The organism is Nevskia ramosa DSM 11499, assembly GCF_000420645.1.
GTDB lineage: Bacteria > Pseudomonadota > Gammaproteobacteria > Nevskiales > Nevskiaceae > Nevskia > Nevskia ramosa.
In genome coordinates, this window is sequence record NZ_ATVI01000006.1 from 400,374 (window position 1) to 418,779 (window position 18,406).

An 18,406-nucleotide genomic window follows, 5' to 3' on the forward strand; every position below is an offset into this window, starting at 1 on the left:
ACCGTACCACCTTAATCGAAGCTGTCAGCCGCCCTCAACTGGCGATCCTCACGTGCCCCAGACGCGATCCTCGACCTTGCAGCGCGGGCCGTCGCTGGCGGCAGCGCCATCGGCATCCGCTGGACGCTCTTGTGATGCAGTTGGCGACGAAGCGGGCGTCGAGGTCGCGGTCATGCCGCCTTCGTTCTCCCAGCGATTCAGTTCGTGGGGCTTGGCGCCAGCGATCCTGGCCTTGCGCTCCGCTGCCGAACCGATACCGGAACGGATCAGATAACCCGCGGCGCCGGCGGCCAGACCGAAGGCGACCAGCTGCCAGTTCACTCGGCGTGCCAGCGGCAGGGCGAAGGCAATGACCGGCTTGATGGTGTCCAGCGCCGAGCTGGCGACATCACGCAGACGCGGCTTGGCGGCGTCGACAAAGTGCTCGGCTTTCGCGGCGACCGTCGATGCGGCGTCGTTCAGCGTGCTGGTATTGAAGTTCATGTTGGATTCCTCTCGAGAGTGGGATGCGCTCGGCTCACTTGTGGGCTGGCCGATCTGAAGCCCGTTGCTGCGGCAGCAGGCCCGATGGCCCCGACGGCTTTATGCGATCCGCCGGCCTGGCTGACCGAGCGCACCGTTTCGCTGACCGACACGGCGATTCGATAGGCGCTGACGAACTTCAGCACCCAGGCAAACCAGCTGGTGCTGCGCTTGGCCTGGACCGCGGGGTAGTGGCCCCGATGTCCGCTCGCCAGGGCCTTGTCGATCCGCCGGTTCCGGCTGCTGCTGCGCAGCGCCCTGAGGATCAGGAACGCCGCACCCGCGGCAAACAGTGCCGGCACGATCGCGCGAGTGTTCTTCTGCAATTGATTGAGGGTGTGCAGCGGACGCCGCAATTCTTCCAGCGTGCCCGCCAGTTGTTCGCGATCCTGCTCGATACGGGCGAGCACCTGTCTGCGTTGAGCCGCGTGATCCGCGTCGCGATCGCTCATTTCTGCTTGGCCTCCCTGATTTCCTGCTTGTCGTCGGCGAGCGCATTGACGCTGTCTTCGAACAAGGTCGACGCGGCAACGGCCCGGTAGGAATGAACGGCGCGCAGGGCGACGACGATGCAGGTCACGGCCAGGCCGACCACCACCGGAATCCGCCACTGCGTATCCCAGGTCAGCGCCACGATCAGCATGGCAATCAGCTGTACGGCCAGAAAGATCGACAAGGCGGCGAGCAGGCCGCGGCCGAGCAACTGCCCCAGCCGTACTCGCTCCTCGTGGATTTCCAGCTTGAACAGCTCGAAACGGCCTTGCAGGACGTTCATCGACTGCGCGACCAGCCGCCGCAAAGTATCGGACAGCGGGGGATCCGACAGGGGTTTATCGGCAACGCTACTTTGCGACGGGGTCACGAGTGTCGTGCTCCTTAGCGGCGCGAACCACTGCTGATGAAGCCGATCAGCGCACCGAACAGCGCGGCGACGGCGATCGCCTGCCATGGCTTCTCGTGCACGTAGGTATCGGTCGCGGTGACCGCCTGTTTGCCACGCTCCACGGCGTAATCCTGGGCGTTGGCAATCTGGGTGCGGGCAACCTTCAGGCTTTCCTGCAGCTTCTCGCGAAGGACAGCGATGCTGTCGTTGGAGACAGCGGCGGTCTGCCGCATCAGTTCCTCGGCGTTGCTCGCCAGATCGCGTGCGCTCGAAGCCAGGCTGCCGTTCTGCTGCTTGTAATCATCCATGGGTGTTCTCCTTTGAGGTGAAATGACCGGGACTGAAATCCCGGCGGGCTGCAGACGCTTTACTGCGTCACGGTGAGCTTGTTGTCGACGTCGGTGACGCCTTCGATGCCGCGGGCCACCATCGTGGCTTTCTTGCTGTGCTCGGCCGACGGCACCTTGCCGGTCAGCGCAACCACGCCATCGTGCGTTTCGACCTGAATGCTGCCGGCCTTGAGTTCAGGTTCGGCAAGCAATGCGGTCTTGGTCTTGGTGGTGATCCAGGTGTCGTCCACGGCCTTGCCGGTGGACTGCATGCTGGCGCCGGCGGGGCTGTCGCCACGCGCCAGTTCGGCGGACGCGTCAGAACTGGCCGGCGGCGTAGCGTCACCGTTGACGGTAGGTGGCTGCTCCTGCGGGACCGGGTTGGCCGGGTTCCGGGGCGATTCGCAGCCCGAAACGGCCAAGCCGCCGGCAAGGACCAGCGAAATCAGGGTGATGTACTTTTTCATGGTGCCTCCAGTGTTGAGGCCCGACAGCGGGCCCATGTCGAAACCGTCAGATGTCCTTCATCCAGCAACAACGAAGGGGAGGGAAAGCACATCTGCCGCCATCGATTTGATGATTTGAAATAGGCAGATTGCGTGCCCGCACGCCTGCGGCCGGCAGAAAGCGCTGCATCAAGGCTTTCAGCGCGTGGCTGGCGATTGCTTCGAGTAACCTTTACAACCGCTGGTAATTTCAGACCTGCAGACCGCCTTTGCCGCCATGCCCGCTCCCACCTTGAACGCGCCTTCTGACCAACCGGCCCCGAGCCCCCCTTCGGGCAACGATCCGGGGCTGACCGGCCTGATCGGCCAGGCGCCGGTGATGGTTCGTCTCCGCGATCAGATCCGCCGTGTGGCGCCGACCCAGGCCACGGTGCTGATCATTGGCGAGAGCGGCACCGGCAAGGAGGCGGTCGCCCAGGCGCTGCATACGCTGAGCATGCGAGCCAAGGGGCCGTTCGTGGCGGTCAATTGCGGTGCCATCGCGCCGAGCCTGATCGAGGCTGAATTGCTCGGCCATGAAAAAGGCAGCTTCACCGGCGCCGATCGCCAGCGCGCCGGCTATTTCGAGCGCGCCAACGGCGGCACCATCTTTCTCGATGAAGTCACCGAGATGCCGCTGGAGATGCAGGTCAAGCTGCTGCGCGTGCTCGAGTCACGGCGCTTCCAGAGAGTCGGCGGTTCGGAAACGATCAGCGCCGACGTGCGCGTGGTCGCCGCCACCAATCGCGACATGGAGGCATCGGTGCGCGAAGGCCGCTTCCGCGAGGATCTGATGTATCGCCTTGCGGTATTTCCGCTGCGGGTGCCGAGCCTGCGCGAACGCGATGGCGATGTCCCGGTGCTGGCGCAGCATTTTCTCGATGTGCTCAATGCCAAGGAAGGCAGCAAGAAAACCTTCTCTCGCCCCTATCTGCGGCAACTGCAGATGCAGCAATGGCCGGGCAATGTCCGCGAGCTGAAGAACACCGTCAGCCGTGCCTTCATCCTGGGCGACGACGTGCTGGACCTGCCGACCATTCCGGCCAGCGCCGCTCCCCGCAAGCCGACCCGGCGCGACGGTCATCTGCAGATCAGCATCGGCACCCCGCTGGCCGATGCCGAGCGCGAGATGATCCTGGCCACCCTGGAACATTTTGCCGGCGACAAGCGGCAGACCGCGCAGACCCTCGGGGTCAGTCTGAAGACGCTCTACAACCGGCTCGAGGCCTATCGCATCGAAGCCACCGGCCCCGACACCTCGAACGGCACCTGAGCCGACGAGCGAAGCGTCACCGCGCCCATCCTCGGGCATGCCGGATGCTGAATCCTTGGCTCCAGACCAGGACACCAACGAGGAGCGCGGCAATGAGATGGAATCGCATCGATAGCTGGGACCAGATCAAGACCACCGTCACGGCCGGCGTCGGTGATGACGACGCGCTGACGGTACGCCCGTCGAACCTGACGACCATCGACAACTCGATGCCGCCGCCGCGTCCGGCTCAGGAAGCCGCAGCGTCGGTGCGCAATGTTTCCAGATACGCCATCAACACCGCGTAATTCGCGGGCTTGACCATGTGCTTGTCGAAGCCGGCTTCGCGGGTCTTGCGCAGATCGTCGTCCTGACCCCAACCGGTCAGGGCAACCAGGAAAATCCTGTCGCCGCCCGGCCGTGAACGGATATTCCGCGCCACTTCGTAGCCGTTGAGCTTGGGCAGGCCGAGATCGAGCAGCACGACGTCGGGCCGGAAGGTTTCGACCATTTGCAGCGCTTCAAGGCCGTCGTGCGCCATCGCCGTTTCGTTGCCGCCCATGTCGAGCAGCAGGGACAGCGAAGCAGCCGCATCCTCGTTGTCGTCGACCACCAGGATGCGCCAGCCCGGCGATGCCGCAGTGGTCGCCGCGACCGCGTCGGCCAACTCCGCATGCACTTCGGCGGAGCGCTCGGTGATGATCGGCAGGCGCACCACGAACTCGCTGCCCTGGCCGGCGCCTTCGCTGAACGCGCGCACCGAGCCGCCGTGCAAGCCGATCAGCTGCTGCACCAGGGTCAGGCCGATGCCGAGACCGCCGTGGGACCGTTCCTGCGACTGATCAACCTGAGTGAACAGCTCGAAGATGCTGTTCAGCCGATCCGGCGCAATGCCGATGCCGGTGTCCTTGACCGACACCGCCACTTCGCTGCCTTCGCAGGTCGCGGTCAGCTCGATATGACCGCCGGGATCGCTGTACTTGCTGGCGTTGTTGAGCAGATTGCTGAACGACTGCGCCAACCGCACCGGATCGGCATCGAGGAACACCGAGGCTGACGGCAGCGTGACCGTCAACTGATGACGCGCCGCATCGATCGCGGGGCGGCTGGTTTCCACCGCCATCTGGATGATCTGCCCCAGCTCCACGCACTCGCGGCGGAGTTCGATCTTGCCGTGGCTGATCCGGCTGACATCGAGCAGATCGTCGACCAGGCGGACGATCTGCCGGACCTGCCGCTCCATCACCCGCGAGGCGGACTGAACGGTCGTCTGATCCTCGGGAAACAGTTGCACCGTACGCAGGGCGTTGCTGATCGGCGCCAGTGGATTGCGCAGCTCGTGGGCGAGCATGGCCAGGAAGTTGTTCTTGCGCTGATCGGCTTCGGACAACTGGGCAGCGATGTCACGCAGCTCGTTCGAGATCTGTTTCTGCTCATGGATATCGGTATTCGAGCCTATCCACAGCAATATCTTGCCGGCTTCGTCGGTCAGCGCCTTGGCGCGGCTGAGATGCCAGCGATACTCACCGTCGAAACGCCGGAACCGATGTTCGAACAGATAGGGTTCACCGGAACTCACCGCCTGCTGCCAGGCCTTGATGTTGTCGGCCACGTCGTCGGGGTGGATGGACTCCGCCCACGACCAGCCGCTGAGCTCCGCCATGCTCAGGCCTGTGAATTCCGACCAGTGCGGGTTCAGGTAGTCGACGTCGCCATTCGGCGTGGCGGTGAAGATCTTCTGCGGCATTGCATTCATGACCGACTGCAGCCGCCGCTCGCTGGCCGCCAGCTGTGTCTCGGCCTGGTGCCGCTCGGTGACATCGCGGAACACCAGCACGCAGCCGACGATCTCGCCATCCTTGCAGCGGATCGGTGCGGCGCTGTCGTCGATCGGCCGCTCGAAGCCATCGCGGGTAATCAGCAAGGTGTGATTGGCCAGCCCGACGATGATCCCTTCGCTCAAGGCCCGTCTCGCCGGATTGGCCACCGTGTTGCGGCTGGTCTCGTTGATTATCCGGAACACCTGCTCGAGCGGCTTGCCCAGGGCATCGGCCAGCGGCCAGCCGGTCAGGGCTTCCGCCACCGCGTTCATGTTGGTGATGGCGGCATCGCAGTCGGTGGAGATGACGGCATCGCCGATGCTGGCCAAGGTGGTCCGCAGACGTTCCGCCTGTTCGGCGATGACTTGCTGCGCGGCATCGAGCTGCCGCAAGTGCCTGCGCAGCAGCAGCAGATAGGCGGTGATCGCGGCCAGCGCCAGCAGGCCGGACAGCCCGCCGCTGATCAGCGCGGTTTGATAGGTGCGCTCGTAGTGCTGCTCGCGCACGGTCAGCAGCTCGCGCTCGTCGGCAATCATTTCGCTGACGATGGTGCGCAGCGCATCCATTTCCTGCTTGCCGCGATCGAGCACCTGCAGCTCGTGGCCGGCGTCGAAGCCGCCCGCCTTCCGGTACTCGATCAGTTCCACCATCGTGCTCAGCCGCGCCTGAATGCGCTGGCGCAATTCTGTAAACCGCGCCTGCTGCCGCCCGTTGTCGGCAACCAGGCGCTGCAGTTCGTCGGCCGCTTCGCCCACGCTGCCGACGGCCGCGATGTACGGCCCTAGATAGCGAGGTTCACCGGTCAGCAGATAGCCGCGCTGGCTGCTTTCGGCGGTGGTGCTCAGCAGTACCAGATTGTCGAGACCGTGGATCACGTCCTGGGTGTGCGAAACCCAGTAGGAACGATCGTGCAGCTGGCGAATGTTCGCGACTGCCAGGACCACGCTGATCACCAGCAGGATCACCGCAACGGCGGCGCCCAGAAAAAGTGTCGCCTTGAGTGGAGCCTTCATCGCGTTGCGCTTGCCCGAACCGGGAGTTCTTGTTGGCTGCCGCAGGGAAATCTTGCCGGTTTCGTAGTTTAACTGGCCGGCCCTATCCAGTGCCGTGCATTCGAGACGTTCCTGCAGGCCGCACCCCACACCCGGGCTCGGGACTTGCTGATGGACCATCCAACAGTTTTCGCGCGATCGGAAGGCGATCAAGCGAGCGTCACGGACAGATATCTGAGCGGTGTTTTCCCCCAGGAACACAAAGGAAGTACCGACATGCCCGACATCCTGCTGCACCCGCACAACCATCTGCTTGCCGCGCTTTCCGCCGAAGTGAAGCAGCGGCTGGCGACCGATCTGAAGCTGGTCTTTCTATCGCAAGGCACGGTATTGCAGGGCGGTGGACAGCCGCTGACCAAGGTCTACTTTCCGGCTGGCGCCATCGTCTCCCTGAGTTGCCAGACCGCCGGCGGTGAAGGTGCCGAAATTTCCCAGGTCGGCAATGACGGGCTGGTCGGCATTGCCGCATTCATGGCCGACGACAGCGGCCCGACCGTGGCCGTGGTGCAGAGCGCCGGCTACGCCTATTCGGTGAGCGGACAACGGCTGCGCGATGAAGCCGGCCAGCATCCGGCGATGCTCAGCTTGATGCTGCGCTACACGCACAGCCTGATGCTGCAGACAGCGCAGATGGCCGTCTGCAATCGCCATCATTCGATCGACCAGCAGCTGTGTCGCTGGCTGCTGCGCTTCGATGACCATCGCCCAGGCCAGACGCTGAGCATCACCCACGAACAGATCGCCAACCGGCTCGGCGTGCGCCGCGAGAACATCACCCGGGCCACGCTCAAGCTGCACAAGCTCGGCGTGATCCGCTGCGGCCGCAGCGAGATCACCGTGCTCGACCGCCGGCACCTCGAACGCCTGAGCTGCGAATGCTACGGCGCGATCCGCAAGGCCAACGAACGTCTGCTGCCGCCACCGGCCGGCCGGGTTCGCTGGACGGACCAGCCGTTGACGGCGGTGACGCGGCTGGCCGATCGCCTCGAAGTGCGCGCTTGAATCAGCCGAGCACCGCCAACCGCCGCTGGTTCCATGTCCGCCACTGGCGCTGGGACCGGCGCTGGTCCTGGTGGCTGGCGATCGTCATCGGCGTCGGCATCGCCGCAAGACTGGCCTTGCCGTATGCGATGAAGGGCTGGCTGAACCAGCGCCTCGCGTCGCTGGGCAACTATCAGGGCCATGTCGAGGACGTCAGCGTTTCGCTGCTGCGCGGCTCGTACCAGTTGCGCGGCGTGCACATCCAGCAGATCAACAGCGCCGTCGACGAGCCCTTGTTCGCCGCGCCGGTCATGGACATCCAGGTGCTGTGGTTCGCCTTGATGAAAGGCACCGTGGTCGCCCGCATCCGCGCGCTGGAGCCGACCATCAGCTTCGCCGCCGGTCACCGCGACAAGGCTGCGCAGACCGGCAAGGGCGTCAACTGGGCTGATCTGCTCGATCAGCTGACGCCGTTCCGCATCGACAGGCTGGAGATCGTTTCCGGGCAGGTGCACTACTACGATCTCTACAGCAAGCCGAAAGTCGACGTGCATCTCGACCAAGTGGAAGCGGTGCTGACCAATCTGACCAACGCCGGGGAAAAACAGGGCGATCGAGTGGCCGATCTGCAGCTGGAAGCGCTGGCGATGGCGCAGTCGAAGCTGACCCTGGATCTGCAGATCGATCCCTTCGCGCTGCAGCCGGACTTCGCCTTGAAGATGAAGCTGCTCGGCCTGCAGGTGGCGCGCATGCGCCCGGCGATGCAGGCCTACACGCCGTTCGATCCCACTGAAGGCAAGCTCGACGTGGTGCTGGAAGCCACCGGCAAGGACGGCGGCGTCGAAGGCTATGTGAAACCGCTGTTCACCGATCTCAAGGTGGTCGACTGGAAGCAGGAAATGAAGGGCGAACACAACCCGTTCGAACTCGCCATCAACGCCGTCGGCAGCGTGCTGAATCTGGTTCTGCAGAACCAGGCCAAGGATCAGCTCGCGACCCGCATGCCGTTTTCGGGGCGGCTCGATGCGCCCAATGTCGATGTCTCGACCTCACTGATCAATCTGCTCAAGAACGCCTTCGTTTCGGCATTCGAGCCCAAGTTCGAGCGCGACGCGAAATCGAAGTAGCGGCCGGCCCTGCTGCAGACTTGGCCTGCGGACATGGGAATGGGGCTTGCTCCCCGTTGTCATGACTCACAGCCAGAGAAACTAGCCATGGCGTACGACACCGCAATCACGCCCGTCCGCTACAGCCCCGACCTCGAGCAGCTGGAAGCTGATGAAGCGGAGACCCTTGCCGGCCTCACCGACAGCCTGCGCAAGATCAGCGAAACCACCTATGCCGATTCCGGCCATGCGATGCGCGGCGTGCACGCCAAGTGTCATGGCCTGCTGGCCGGCGAGATGACGGTTGTCGACAAGTTGCCGGAATCACTGCGCCAGGGCCTGTTCGCGAGGCCCGGCCGCTATCAGGTGATCCTGCGGCTGTCGACAATTCCCGGCGACATCCTGCCGGACAAGGTTTCCACACCGCGGGGCCTGGCGCTCAAGGTGATCGGCGTCGAAGGCGCACGCCTGCCCGGTTCGGAAACCGCGACCACCCAGGACTTCGTGCTGGTCAACGGCCCGGCATTCTCGGCGCCGAACGCGAAGAAATTCCTCGGCAGCCTGAAGATGCTGGCCAAGACCACCGACAAGATGGAAGGCGTCAAGGTGGTGACTTCGGCGATCACGCAGGGTGTCGAGAAAGTCGTCGAAGCCCTGGGTGGCAAGAGCTCGACGCTGATGACCCTGGGCGGACATCCGGAAACCCACATCCTTGGCGAAACCTTCTACAGCCAGGTGCCGCTGCGTTTTGGCGATTACGTGGCGAAGATTTCGCTGGCACCGGTATCGCCCGCCTTGACGGCATTGACCGGCGCCAAGCTCGATCTTTCCGAACGGCCCGATGGCCTGCGCGAAACCGTCAGCCTGTACTTCGCCGCCAATACCGGCGAATGGGAACTGCGCGCGCAGCTGTGCGCGGATCTGGAGACCATGCCGATCGAGGATGCCTCCGTGGTCTGGCCGGAAGACCGCAGCCCCTACGTCACCGTGGCACGGATCACCGTGCGCCCTCAGCCCGCCTGGGATGTAACACGCCAGAAATTCCTCGACGACAGCCTGTCGTTCAGTCCCTGGCATGGCATTGCAGCACATCAGCCGCTGGGCTCGGTGATGCGGGCCCGCAAGCTCAGCTACGAGATGTCGGCAACGCTGCGCGCCAAACTCAACGGCTCGCCGATCATCGAGCCGACCTCGCTGGACGATTTCGATCGCTGATCGCAGGTATCCCGCGATGAAGATGAATCTGTCGGTGCTCAAACTCTGCTGGGACAGCTTCATCGAAGCCGGCGGCAAGTGGGTCACGGACAACTGCGTGACCATGGCCGCCGCCGTTGCCTTCTTTGCTTCGTTCTCGCTGGCACCGACCCTGGTGATCGTCATCGCCGTGGCCGGCTTCTTCTTCGGGCCGGAAGCCGTGCAGGGCCGCCTGCTCAAGGAGATTGCAGGACTTACCGGTGACGATGGCGCAAAGGTCATCCAGACCATGGTGGCCAGCGCCTGGAAAGCCGACAACAGCACCTGGACGACGACGATCTCGACGATCGCCATCGTCATCGGTGCCTCGGCCACCTTTTCGCAGTTGCACGACGCGGTGAACACGATCTGGCGTCGCTCCGATGCCCTTGCGCCACCCGCCTCCACAACGCTGTGGGTCGGCGCCCGTCAGTTGCTGAAGGTGCGGCTGATGTCGTTCGGCATCGTCATCGGCATCAGCTTCCTGATGCTGGTGCTGCTGGTGCTCGATGCCGGGATGACCGTTGCCATCGAGTGGCTGTGGGGCGTCGACAGCGTGCTGTATGTGGCCCAGCAGGCCACGGTGCTGCTGATGCTGTGCACCATCTTCGCGATCCTGCTGCGCCTGATGCCCGAGCAGCATCTGCGCTGGCGTGACGTGTTTGCCGGCGCGCTGGTGGCCGCCGTGCTGTTCACTGCCGGCAAGCATCTGTTCGGGCTTTATCTTGCCCGCGCCGGCACTGCCAATGCCTTCGGCGCCGCCGGTTCGCTGGCGGTGATCCTGATGTGGTTGTTCTATTCGGCCGCGGTGTTTCTGTTCGGTGCCGAATTCGCCGCTGCCTGGACGCGCCTGTCCGCAGTCCGCAACGAAAGCGTGGCTGTTTCGCCCATCGTGGGCACACGAGATGCCGCTGATCGAGGCGCCCCCTGAGGGCCCGGCCATTCGACAGGCCATCAATCGGAGACAACAGACATGAGCATTCTGAAACTGAGAGAACTGATCAAGGACGTGAAGGTCGCGATGTTCACGACCACCGACCATGACGGCATGATGCGCAGCCGCCCGCTGCAGACGCTGGATACCGACGCGCAGGAAGGCGTTGCCGAATTGTGGTTCTTCACCGCCGGCAACACGCCCAAGGTCGACGAGATTGCCGACGACCAGCACGTCAATCTGTCCTACGCCGATCCGGCCAACAAGCGCTTCGTGTCGGTATCCGGCACCGCCACCGCGACACGCGATCTCGAACGCATCCGGCGCTTGTGGAAGCCGGTGCACAAGGCCTGGTTCCCGGAAGGTGTGGATGACCCGAGCCTGACGCTGATCCACGTCCGCATCATCCAGGCCGAATACTGGGATGCGCCGAGCAGCGGCATCGTCAATGCCTTCGGCATCGCCAAGGCGATCATGCTCGGCGAAACCTACGAGCCGGGCGAGAACGAAAAGCTGCGCCTGCGCGAGCTGGAAGACGCAGACAGCGGCCGCTGAACCTGCATCGAGGCCGGGCCGAAGCGATTCGGCCCGGCCTTTTGCGTTCTGCGGTCGAGTACCGACAAAGCCGTCAGCAGTCCCGTTTGACGCGTACTTTCTACCGATCGTCCTGACGCCAGCTTCGTCTGATTCCCGCGGGTTCGCCCGGAATCGTTCGACGCATCGCTACCCGCCTATTCTAAAAACTCTTGTCCAGCAAGTACTTACGAAATTCTCGGCAGCCGGGCACGGCGGGTGCTCTGCTGTTGGGCATGCCACTGAAGAGCACGGCTTGTTCAGATTTCCGAACAGGTCGCACAGAGGCCCGATCTGCAAGAAAAACAGACAGTCGCTCTTCATGAAGCGTTTCGCAGGTCGCTCGTCGAGTCGACAGGAAGCCGCGAAGCCTCACCCCAGAATTTCGCCAATTCCAATAAAGAAGCAGGAGCTGAACATGAACATGAAGAAGAAAGCATTCGTACTCGCCTTTCTGGTCGCTACCGGTTCGGCCAGCGCCGCCCCAGGTCTGCTGACTCCGGGCCGGACTGCCGCACTGAACGTGTTTCCGAACCTCGGCAGCTCGCTGCTGCTGACCCCACTGCGCTCGGCACAGGCCGCCCGCGCTGCACGTGCCGATCGCTTCGCCGATGCCGTGTCCTCTAACAACGGCGCGATGGCGCTGGCCAATGCCGACGCCGGCGGCCTGCCAGGACTTGAAGCGCTCCGCGAGCGTGCCGCCAACCGGGCTGATCGTCCGTCGCTGCTCAGCGATGTCGGCAAGGGCGATGGCAACTCCAGCTTCGACTTTGATTCATCGACCAAGACCAACAGCGACGGCAGCCTGTCGCGTACCTACACGACGGCCTTCGAGCGGGAAACCGACGGCAGCCGCACGACCAAGGTGCTGTTCAATGACGCCGACGCTTCCAGAACGGTCGACGCCAAGAGCAAGACCAAGCTCGACACCAGCTTTACCTTGAACGGCGAGCGCGAGCCGGTGGCCGCGCCAGGCCGCGCCCTGAAGCTCGGCAAGGTCGAGATGGCCGTCAACTACAACCGTGATGCCAGCCGCAACACCAAGGTCGAGGGCACGGCTTCGTCGGACAAGGAAACCAGCACTTCCGCAAAGACCGACTACTCGGGCAAGTTCGACAGCACCCGTCCGTTCGACGGCAAGGCCTTCGACGTCACTTATCGCCGCGAGCTGACGCCAGCCAATGGCGAGACCGTGGTTCGCTCCAGCGATGACGCCAGGCAGGCACCGGCCGCTCGTCAGGGCAGCCAGACGGCCAGCAGCGCCCCGCTCAGCGAAACGGCGAAGGACAACGCGGCGCAGCGCCAGGAAAACCGCCAGGCACGTCGCAACGAGCGTCAGGGTCTGGCCGGCGAGCAGCTGAAGGAAACCGCGCAGAAGAACGCTGCCGAGCGCAAGGCCAATCGTGAAGAGCGTCGTGCCAATGGCCAGCAGATGCTGACCAGCGACCAGCTTCGCGAGCAGGCCCAGGCCAATGCCGAAGAGCGTCAGCAGAACCGTCAGGATCGTCGCGATGAGCGTCAGGGTCTGGCTGGTGAACAGCTGAAGGAAACCGCGCAGAAGAATGCCGCCGAGCGCAAGGACAACCGTGAAGAGCGTCGTGCCAATGCCCAGCAGATGCTGAGCGGCGCCCCGCTCAGCGAAACGGCGAAGGACAACGCGGCGCAGCGCCAGGAAAACCGTCAGGCTCGTCGCGATGAGCGTCAGGGTCTGGCCGGTGAACAGCTGAAGGAAACCGCGCAGAAGAACGCTGCGGAGCGCAAGGAAAATCGCGAGAACCGTCGCGAGGACCGTGTCGAACTGGCCTCCGCCGATCAGCTTCGCGAGCGGGCGCAGGACAACGCCGCCCAGCGTCAGGAGAATCGTCAGGACCGTCGCGATGAGCGTCAGGATCTGGCCGGCCAGCAGCTGATCGAAACGGCACAGAAGAACGCCGCGGAACGTCAGCAGAACCGAGCTGACCGTCGTGAAGAGCGGATGAACAACAACTGAGGTTCGGCGTTCATCGACCCCAAGAGGCTGCTTCGGCAGCCTCTTTTGCGTGGTCGATCCCGTCGCCAATATTGACCAGCATCGAACCCGCGGATTCTGTTGATGCCGCCGTCATTACGGACCAACCGTCTGGCATAAGATGAAACAGACAACGGGCTCGAAAGCTCTGGCGAGGTGCAATATCTTGCTGTCTCCACGGCGGGGCTTTCAGGACATTGCACATGGTTGAGACCACAGCGCCGCAGGCCGCGACCTTCTTCGGCGCGAGCGGCGAGATGGCCGAGCGAATGGCACGGCATGACTGGGCCTCGACGACGGTCGGCACGCCGGACAGCTGGCCACTGAGCCTGCAGACCGCGGTACGCATCCTGCTCGGTTCCCGTTTCGCGATGTGGGTGGGCTGGGGCGATGACCTCGCCTTCTTCTACAACGATGCCTATCGGCCAACCCTGGGCATCAAGCACGACTGGGCGCTGGGCCGCGCCACCCACGAGGTCTGGAGCGAGATCTGGCCGGACGTCAAACCACGCATCGACGCGGTGATCGGCCAGGGCATCTCCACCTGGGACGAAGCCCTGTGCCTGTATCTGGAGCGCGGCGGCGATCGCGAAGAGACCTACCACACGTTTTCGTACAGCCCCCTGGTCGGTGACGACGGCGTCAACCGCGGCCTGCTCTGCGTCGTCGTCGAAGAGACGGACCGGATCATCGGCGAACAGCACATGGCGCAGCTGCGCGATCTGGCCACGGCATTCACCGCGGTCAGCACCGAAACCGAGCTGTTCTCGACGCTCGAACGACAGCTGTCCGCAGCGCGACAGTCGGTTCCGTTCTCGATCACCTTGCTGCGCGATGAGGCCAATGGCGGCGTGTCGCTCGCGGCCCAGACCGGCATCCCTCCGGAGCAGCGGGAGCGGCTGGCCCGCAACGCCGAACGGGACTGGCCGCTGCATGCCGTGCTGGCCAGCGGCGAACCGCAGATCGTCGCCGCGCTGCCCTTCGGCAAGCTGCCGATGCCGCCTGGGGAACAAGCACCGACGCAGGCCGTGCTGATGCCGATTCTTGGCCATGGCATGGAGCGCGGGCGAGCGGTCGGCGTCTTCATTGCCGGCCTGAATCCGAACCGGCCGTTCAGCAGTGCCTACGCCGATTTCCTCAAGCTGCTGCTCGGTCAGCTGTCGGCCGCGCTGACCTCGGCCCGCGCCTATGACTTCGAGCGCCGCCGCGCCGAGGAACTGGCCGAGCTGGACAGCGCCAAGACCGCGTTCTTCTCCAATGTCAGCCACGAGTTCCGCACGCCGCTGACCTTGATGCTCGGCCCCACCGAAGCGGCGCTGGACAGCCCCGGACAGACGCTGGCCGGCGAGCAGCTGGCGCTGGTCCATCGCAACCAGCAGCGTCTGCTGAAGCTGGTCAACACCCTGCTCGATTTTTCCCGCATCGAAGCCGGCAGGCTCGAACTGCAGTTCGAGCCGACCGATCTGCCGGCGTTCACCCTCGAACTGGCCAGCCTGTTCCGCTCTTCCACCGAACGCGCCGGCCTGAGCCTGACGGTGCATTGCCCGGCGCTGCCGGAACCGGTCTGGATCGATCGGGAGATGTGGGAACAGATCATCCTCAATCTGCTTTCCAACGCTTACAAGTTCACCCTCAGCGGCAGCATCGCCGTCAGTCTGGTGGCCGCCGGATCGAACGTGCTGCTCAAGGTGCGCGACACCGGCATCGGCATTCCGGCCTCCGAGCTGCCGCAGATCTTCGAGCGCTTCCGCAGAGTCAAGGGCTCGCTCGGCCGCACCCACGAAGGCACCGGCATCGGCCTGGCGCTGGTCTGGGAACTGGCCAAGCTGCATGGCGGTGCCGTGGCGGTGACCAGCACGCCGGGCATCGGCACCGAATTCACGGTGTCGATCCCGATCATGCAGCGCAACGCCCAGACCGATCTCGCCGTGGAGCCGCGCCAGCCCGATCTGATCTCCAAGCGGGCGCGCAGCTACGCCGCCGAAGCGGAGCGCTGGAGCCTGGAACTGGAGGAGCCGAAGCCAGAACCGGCAAGCCCGGTTCAGAGCCGCGACAACCGGCCGCTCATCGTCCTCGCCGATGACAACGCCGACATGCGCAACTACGTGAAGCGCCTGCTTTCGGAAAGCTGCGAAGTGCTCGCCGTCGGCGATGGCCTGGAAGCGCTGGAAGCGATCCAGCGCGACAAGCCCGATCTGGTGGTCAGCGATGTGATGATGCCGGGCCTCGGTGGCTTCGAGCTGCTGAAAGCGCTGCGGGCCGATCCGGCGACGGCCTCGATCCCGCTGCTGCTGCTGTCGGCTCGCGCTGGTGAAGAGGCGCGCGTCGAAGGCCTGCGTGCCGGTGCCGATGATTACCTGACCAAGCCGTTCCGGGCCCAGGAACTGGTGGCCCGGGTGACCAGCGTGCTGACCCTGGCCAGCACGCGCCGCGAAGCGCTGCGCGTGGAAGCCAAGCTCAAGGCCGATCGCGACAGCATTCTCGAATCGATCAACGAAGGCTTCCTGTCGATCGATCCGGACTGGACCATCGCCTACGCCAACCGCGCCGCCGAAAAACTGCTGGCGGTGCAGCGCGCCGATCTGCTCGGGGGCCATTTCTGGGCGCTCTATCCGGCGCTCGACAACACCAAATACTCGGTGGCCGTGCGTGGCGCAATGGACGACCGAACCGCCGAAGTCTTCGACTACTTCTACGATCCCTGGAATCGCTGGTTCGAGGTCTCCGTCTATCCGACCTCATCTGCCGGCATCAGCATCTACTTCCGCGACGCCACCGAGCGCAAGCAGACCTTGATGGCGCTGCATGACGCCGATCGCCGCAAGGACGAGTTCCTGGCCACGCTCGCGCACGAGCTGCGCAATCCGCTGTCGCCGATCCGCAACGCCGCGGAAGTGTTGTCGCTGCCAGGCATCGGCAGTCGCGAGATTTCCATCAGCACCTCGATCATCCAGCGCCAGGTGCAGCACATGGCGCGGCTGCTTGACGATCTGCTCGACATCTCGCGGATCACCCGCGGCAAGATGGAACTGAAGAAGGATCATGTCTCGATCGACAGCGTCATCGATGCCGCGCTGGAAAGCGCCGGCCCGCTGGTCAAGGCTCGCGGACATCATCTGGAAGTAGTGCGGCCGGCCTTCGTGCCGGGCATCGATGGCGATCCGGTGCGCCTTGCCCAGGTGCTGACCAATCTGCTGACCAATGCCGCGAAATACACCGACGCACCGGGCCGCATCGCCCTGTCGGCGAATGTTCACGGCAACGATCTGGTCTTCGAAGTGCGCGACTCCGGCATCGGCCTGACGGCAGAACAGCTCGGCGGCGTGTTCGACATGTTCTCGCAGGTGAAGTCTTCGCAAAGCCGTTCGGAAGGCGGCCTGGGCATCGGCCTGACCCTGGTCAAGGGCATCGTCGAACTGCATGGCGGCACGATCGAAGCGCGCAGCCCCGGCCTCGGCCTTGGCAGCAGCTTCAAGCTCAGCCTGCCGATCGTGCGTCAGGCAACGACGGCCGCGCAGCCGCCGGAGCAACCGCAGGCCGCCGCCGTCGCACCCGCGCTGCGCGTGCTGATTGCCGACGACAACCGCGATGCCGCCGAATCGCTGGCGATCCTGCTGGAGATCGACGGTCACGAAGTACGCACCGCATTTACTGGCCGCGAAGCGATCGCGCTGGCGCAGGAGCTGAAACCGCACATCGCCTTCCTCGACATCGGCCTGCCAGATATCTCCGGCTACGAAGTCGCCCAGGCGCTGCGGGCAACGACCGAAGCCAGCCACCCGATCAAGCTCGTCGCGGTCACCGGCTGGGGCCAGGCCGAAGACAAGCAGAACGCGGTGAATGCCGGCTTCGATCTGCACTTCGTCAAGCCCGCCAGTCCGGACCGGCTGAAGAGTGTGTTCGAGAGTCTGGTGCCTTAGCGCTTGCCTGTCATTCCCGAGCAGGCGGGAATCCAGTTCTGATGCGGCGCGCGACGGCCCACACCGGATCCCCGCCTTCGCGGGGATGACGAGATCTGAAAAGCCGCCGGCATCACTGCCGGCGGCTTTCATTGCAACGCTGCTTCCACGTCTTCTCAGGCCGTTGCCGCTTCTTCCAGCGTCTCGATGACTTCGCCGTGCTGGCCATTGCTGGTCGCGGCATCGGCGATCACGTCATGAACGAAGCGGAGCTTCTCGATCACCGGCGGCGTCAGCACGAACGGGTAGGCATCCGGGTGACCGAGGCTGCGGTTGAGGCTGTTCAGCGCGTAGGTGAGCGCGATCCAGCGATCGATCATCACGTCGAAAACGCTGGCCGAAGGCTCGTCTTCATCGATCAGCGACAGCGACGGCTCGTTGACTCGTGATGGCATCAGCGCGAAGCCGCAGGCCGCCGCCGTTTCCAGCGTGTCGACGATGTGGAGGTAGTGCGCCCAGGTTTCCGCCCAGTCTTCCCAGGGATGCATGGTCGCGTAGGAGCTGACGAAGTTGTTCGGCCAGTCCGCCGGCGCGCCGTTCTCGTAATGCTTCTTGAGCGCTTCTTCGTAGTCTTCGCGCTCGTCGCCGAACATCGCGCGGCAGGCTTCACTCCACTTCGATTCCTGAACCAGCAGATCCCAGTAGTAGTGACCCACCTCGTGGCGGAAGTGGCCGATCAGCGTCCGGTACGGTTCGTTGAGCTTCTGCCGGCGGCGCTCTCGCTCGGCGTCATCGGCTTCGGCGAGGTTCATGGTGATCACGCCTTCGTCGTGGCCAGTGAGTACCGGCTCGCCACCTTCGGCGCTCAGATCGACCTTGAACTCGTAGACCTGCCCGCGCACGGGATCGACGTCCTTGCCGAACACCGGCAGGCCGAGGCTCATCAGCGTGAAGGTCAGGCGGCGCTTGGCGGTTTCCATCTTCTGCAGCAACTGCAGGTTGCCGGGCACCGAGAGGTCCGGAATGGTCCGGGTCAGGCGGCAGGATTCGCAGTACTCGTGCGGATCATCGGCGGCCAGCACCCAATTGCAGATTTCGTGATCGGCGGCGTTCCTGCACGGGCGGAAAACCTGGCCGCTCACTTTCTCGTCGCCGCTGGTGAACTGGCCCGGCTCGGCGCTCTGATCGTTTGGCCGCACCGTGCAGATATCCATCACGGCGGGAACGAAAGCCAGGGATTCGCTGCAGGTCATGCAGCGTACGTTTTCGAAGAAGGCCAGCGCATCGCAGGCGTCACAGTGGAAGGTTTTCATGGAGCTTGTTGCCTGT

The 18,406-nt window shown here is 64.2% G+C and carries 16 protein-coding genes; 9 read left to right on the plus strand and 7 right to left on the minus strand.

Features of this window, described 5'->3' with window-relative positions; all coding sequences use genetic code 11:
• Positions 1-48: 48 nt before the first annotated feature.
• From G513_RS0108660 to G513_RS26105, 5 genes are read right to left on the minus strand one after another with little or no spacing between them, the layout of a single operon-like run.
• Positions 49-483, minus strand: coding sequence for a hypothetical protein (locus G513_RS0108660; RefSeq protein WP_022976440.1), 435 nt, complete (start codon positions 481-483; stop codon positions 49-51).
• On the minus strand, positions 480-974 hold the full coding sequence (locus G513_RS0108665; RefSeq protein WP_022976441.1) for a hypothetical protein: 495 nt from the start codon (positions 972-974) through the stop codon (positions 480-482). Before G513_RS0108665 ends, G513_RS0108660 begins: the two co-directional genes overlap by 4 nt.
• Positions 971-1,471, minus strand: a complete 501-nt coding sequence (locus tag G513_RS22155; RefSeq protein WP_084711419.1) for a phage holin family protein — start codon at positions 1,469-1,471, stop codon at positions 971-973. Before G513_RS22155 ends, G513_RS0108665 begins: the two co-directional genes overlap by 4 nt.
• Positions 1,399-1,713, minus strand: a complete 315-nt coding sequence (locus tag G513_RS0108675; protein ID WP_022976443.1) for an ElaB/YgaM/YqjD family protein — start codon at positions 1,711-1,713, stop codon at positions 1,399-1,401. The genes G513_RS22155 and G513_RS0108675 overlap by 73 nt, the downstream gene beginning before the upstream one ends.
• A gap of 59 nt (positions 1,714-1,772) precedes the next feature.
• Positions 1,773-2,201: a BON domain-containing protein gene (locus G513_RS26105; RefSeq protein WP_211219631.1), complete on the minus strand. Its 429-nt coding sequence runs from the start codon at positions 2,199-2,201 to the stop codon at positions 1,773-1,775.
• 256 nt (positions 2,202-2,457) lie between these two features.
• On the opposite strand from G513_RS26105, the gene G513_RS22165 reads away from it, so the two are divergent.
• On the plus strand, positions 2,458-3,492 hold the full coding sequence (locus G513_RS22165) for a sigma-54 interaction domain-containing protein (protein WP_022976445.1): 1,035 nt from the start codon (positions 2,458-2,460) through the stop codon (positions 3,490-3,492).
• 92 nt (positions 3,493-3,584) lie between these two features.
• Complete coding sequence (locus tag G513_RS25410; RefSeq protein WP_022976446.1) at positions 3,585-3,779, plus strand: hypothetical protein; 195 nt, start codon at positions 3,585-3,587, stop codon at positions 3,777-3,779.
• Here G513_RS25410 and G513_RS24835 read toward each other — a convergent pair.
• Positions 3,722-6,304 carry a CHASE3 domain-containing protein gene (locus G513_RS24835; RefSeq protein WP_022976447.1) on the minus strand — a complete coding sequence of 861 codons (2,583 nt, stop codon included), beginning with the start codon at positions 6,302-6,304 and terminating at the stop codon, positions 3,722-3,724. The two genes, G513_RS25410 and G513_RS24835, sit on opposite strands and share 58 nt — an antisense overlap.
• Before the next feature lie 255 nt (positions 6,305-6,559).
• On the opposite strand from G513_RS24835, the gene G513_RS22175 reads away from it, so the two are divergent.
• The 7 genes from G513_RS22175 to G513_RS0108730 all read left to right on the plus strand — a co-directional run bounded on the left by G513_RS22175 (position 6,560) and on the right by G513_RS0108730 (position 17,098).
• Positions 6,560-7,345, plus strand: a complete 786-nt coding sequence (locus G513_RS22175) for a Crp/Fnr family transcriptional regulator (protein ID WP_022976448.1) — start codon at positions 6,560-6,562, stop codon at positions 7,343-7,345.
• Complete coding sequence (locus tag G513_RS0108705; RefSeq protein WP_022976449.1) at positions 7,342-8,451, plus strand: DUF748 domain-containing protein; 1,110 nt, start codon at positions 7,342-7,344, stop codon at positions 8,449-8,451. The genes G513_RS22175 and G513_RS0108705 overlap by 4 nt, the downstream gene beginning before the upstream one ends.
• An 87-nt stretch (positions 8,452-8,538) precedes the next feature.
• On the plus strand, positions 8,539-9,645 hold the full coding sequence (locus G513_RS0108710) for a catalase family protein (protein WP_022976450.1): 1,107 nt from the start codon (positions 8,539-8,541) through the stop codon (positions 9,643-9,645).
• Between the two features lie 16 nt (positions 9,646-9,661).
• The gene (locus G513_RS22180) at positions 9,662-10,594 is read left to right on the plus strand and encodes a YihY/virulence factor BrkB family protein (RefSeq protein ID WP_022976451.1); all 933 of its coding nucleotides are present in this window, start codon (positions 9,662-9,664) and stop codon (positions 10,592-10,594) included.
• A gap of 42 nt (positions 10,595-10,636) precedes the next feature.
• Positions 10,637-11,152 (plus strand): pyridoxamine 5'-phosphate oxidase family protein, encoded by a 516-nt coding sequence (locus G513_RS0108720; RefSeq protein WP_022976452.1) that lies wholly within the window; start codon positions 10,637-10,639, stop codon positions 11,150-11,152.
• Positions 11,153-11,588: 436 nt separating this feature from the next.
• Positions 11,589-13,160, plus strand: coding sequence for a coiled-coil domain-containing protein (locus G513_RS0108725; protein WP_022976453.1), 1,572 nt, complete (start codon positions 11,589-11,591; stop codon positions 13,158-13,160).
• A 221-nt stretch (positions 13,161-13,381) separates the two neighbouring features.
• The gene (locus G513_RS0108730; RefSeq protein WP_022976454.1) at positions 13,382-17,098 is read left to right on the plus strand and encodes an ATP-binding protein; all 3,717 of its coding nucleotides are present in this window, start codon (positions 13,382-13,384) and stop codon (positions 17,096-17,098) included.
• A 155-nt stretch (positions 17,099-17,253) separates the two neighbouring features.
• Here the strand turns inward: G513_RS0108730 and G513_RS22185 are convergent, their stop codons facing one another.
• The gene (locus tag G513_RS22185) at positions 17,254-18,390 is read right to left on the minus strand and encodes a zinc-binding metallopeptidase family protein (protein ID WP_022976455.1); all 1,137 of its coding nucleotides are present in this window, start codon (positions 18,388-18,390) and stop codon (positions 17,254-17,256) included.
• Positions 18,391-18,406 lie beyond the last annotated feature (16 nt).

What these genes read in the sequence shown, in the direction of transcription:
- G513_RS0108660 (WP_022976440.1), bottom strand. Translation starts at nt 483, where the DNA reads ATGAACTTCAATACCAGCACGCTGAACGACGCCGCATCGACGGTCGCC.
- G513_RS0108665 (WP_022976441.1), bottom strand. Translation starts at nt 974, where the DNA reads ATGAGCGATCGCGACGCGGATCACGCGGCTCAACGCAGACAGGTGCTC.
- G513_RS22155 (WP_084711419.1), bottom strand. Translation starts at nt 1,471, where the DNA reads ATGGCAGGCGATCGCCGTCGCCGCGCTGTTCGGTGCGCTGATCGGCTT.
- G513_RS0108675 (WP_022976443.1), bottom strand. Translation starts at nt 1,713, where the DNA reads ATGGATGATTACAAGCAGCAGAACGGCAGCCTGGCTTCGAGCGCACGC.
- G513_RS26105 (WP_211219631.1), bottom strand. Translation starts at nt 2,201, where the DNA reads ATGAAAAAGTACATCACCCTGATTTCGCTGGTCCTTGCCGGCGGCTTG.
- G513_RS22165 (WP_022976445.1), top strand. Translation starts at nt 2,458, where the DNA reads ATGCCCGCTCCCACCTTGAACGCGCCTTCTGACCAACCGGCCCCGAGC.
- G513_RS25410 (WP_022976446.1), top strand. Translation starts at nt 3,585, where the DNA reads ATGAGATGGAATCGCATCGATAGCTGGGACCAGATCAAGACCACCGTC.
- G513_RS24835 (WP_022976447.1), bottom strand. Translation starts at nt 6,304, where the DNA reads ATGAAGGCTCCACTCAAGGCGACACTTTTTCTGGGCGCCGCCGTTGCG.
- G513_RS22175 (WP_022976448.1), top strand. Translation starts at nt 6,560, where the DNA reads ATGCCCGACATCCTGCTGCACCCGCACAACCATCTGCTTGCCGCGCTT.
- G513_RS0108710 (WP_022976450.1), top strand. Translation starts at nt 8,539, where the DNA reads ATGGCGTACGACACCGCAATCACGCCCGTCCGCTACAGCCCCGACCTC.
- G513_RS22180 (WP_022976451.1), top strand. Translation starts at nt 9,662, where the DNA reads ATGAAGATGAATCTGTCGGTGCTCAAACTCTGCTGGGACAGCTTCATC.
- G513_RS0108720 (WP_022976452.1), top strand. Translation starts at nt 10,637, where the DNA reads ATGAGCATTCTGAAACTGAGAGAACTGATCAAGGACGTGAAGGTCGCG.
- G513_RS0108725 (WP_022976453.1), top strand. Translation starts at nt 11,589, where the DNA reads ATGAACATGAAGAAGAAAGCATTCGTACTCGCCTTTCTGGTCGCTACC.
- G513_RS0108730 (WP_022976454.1), top strand. Translation starts at nt 13,382, where the DNA reads ATGGTTGAGACCACAGCGCCGCAGGCCGCGACCTTCTTCGGCGCGAGC.
- G513_RS22185 (WP_022976455.1), bottom strand. Translation starts at nt 18,390, where the DNA reads ATGAAAACCTTCCACTGTGACGCCTGCGATGCGCTGGCCTTCTTCGAA.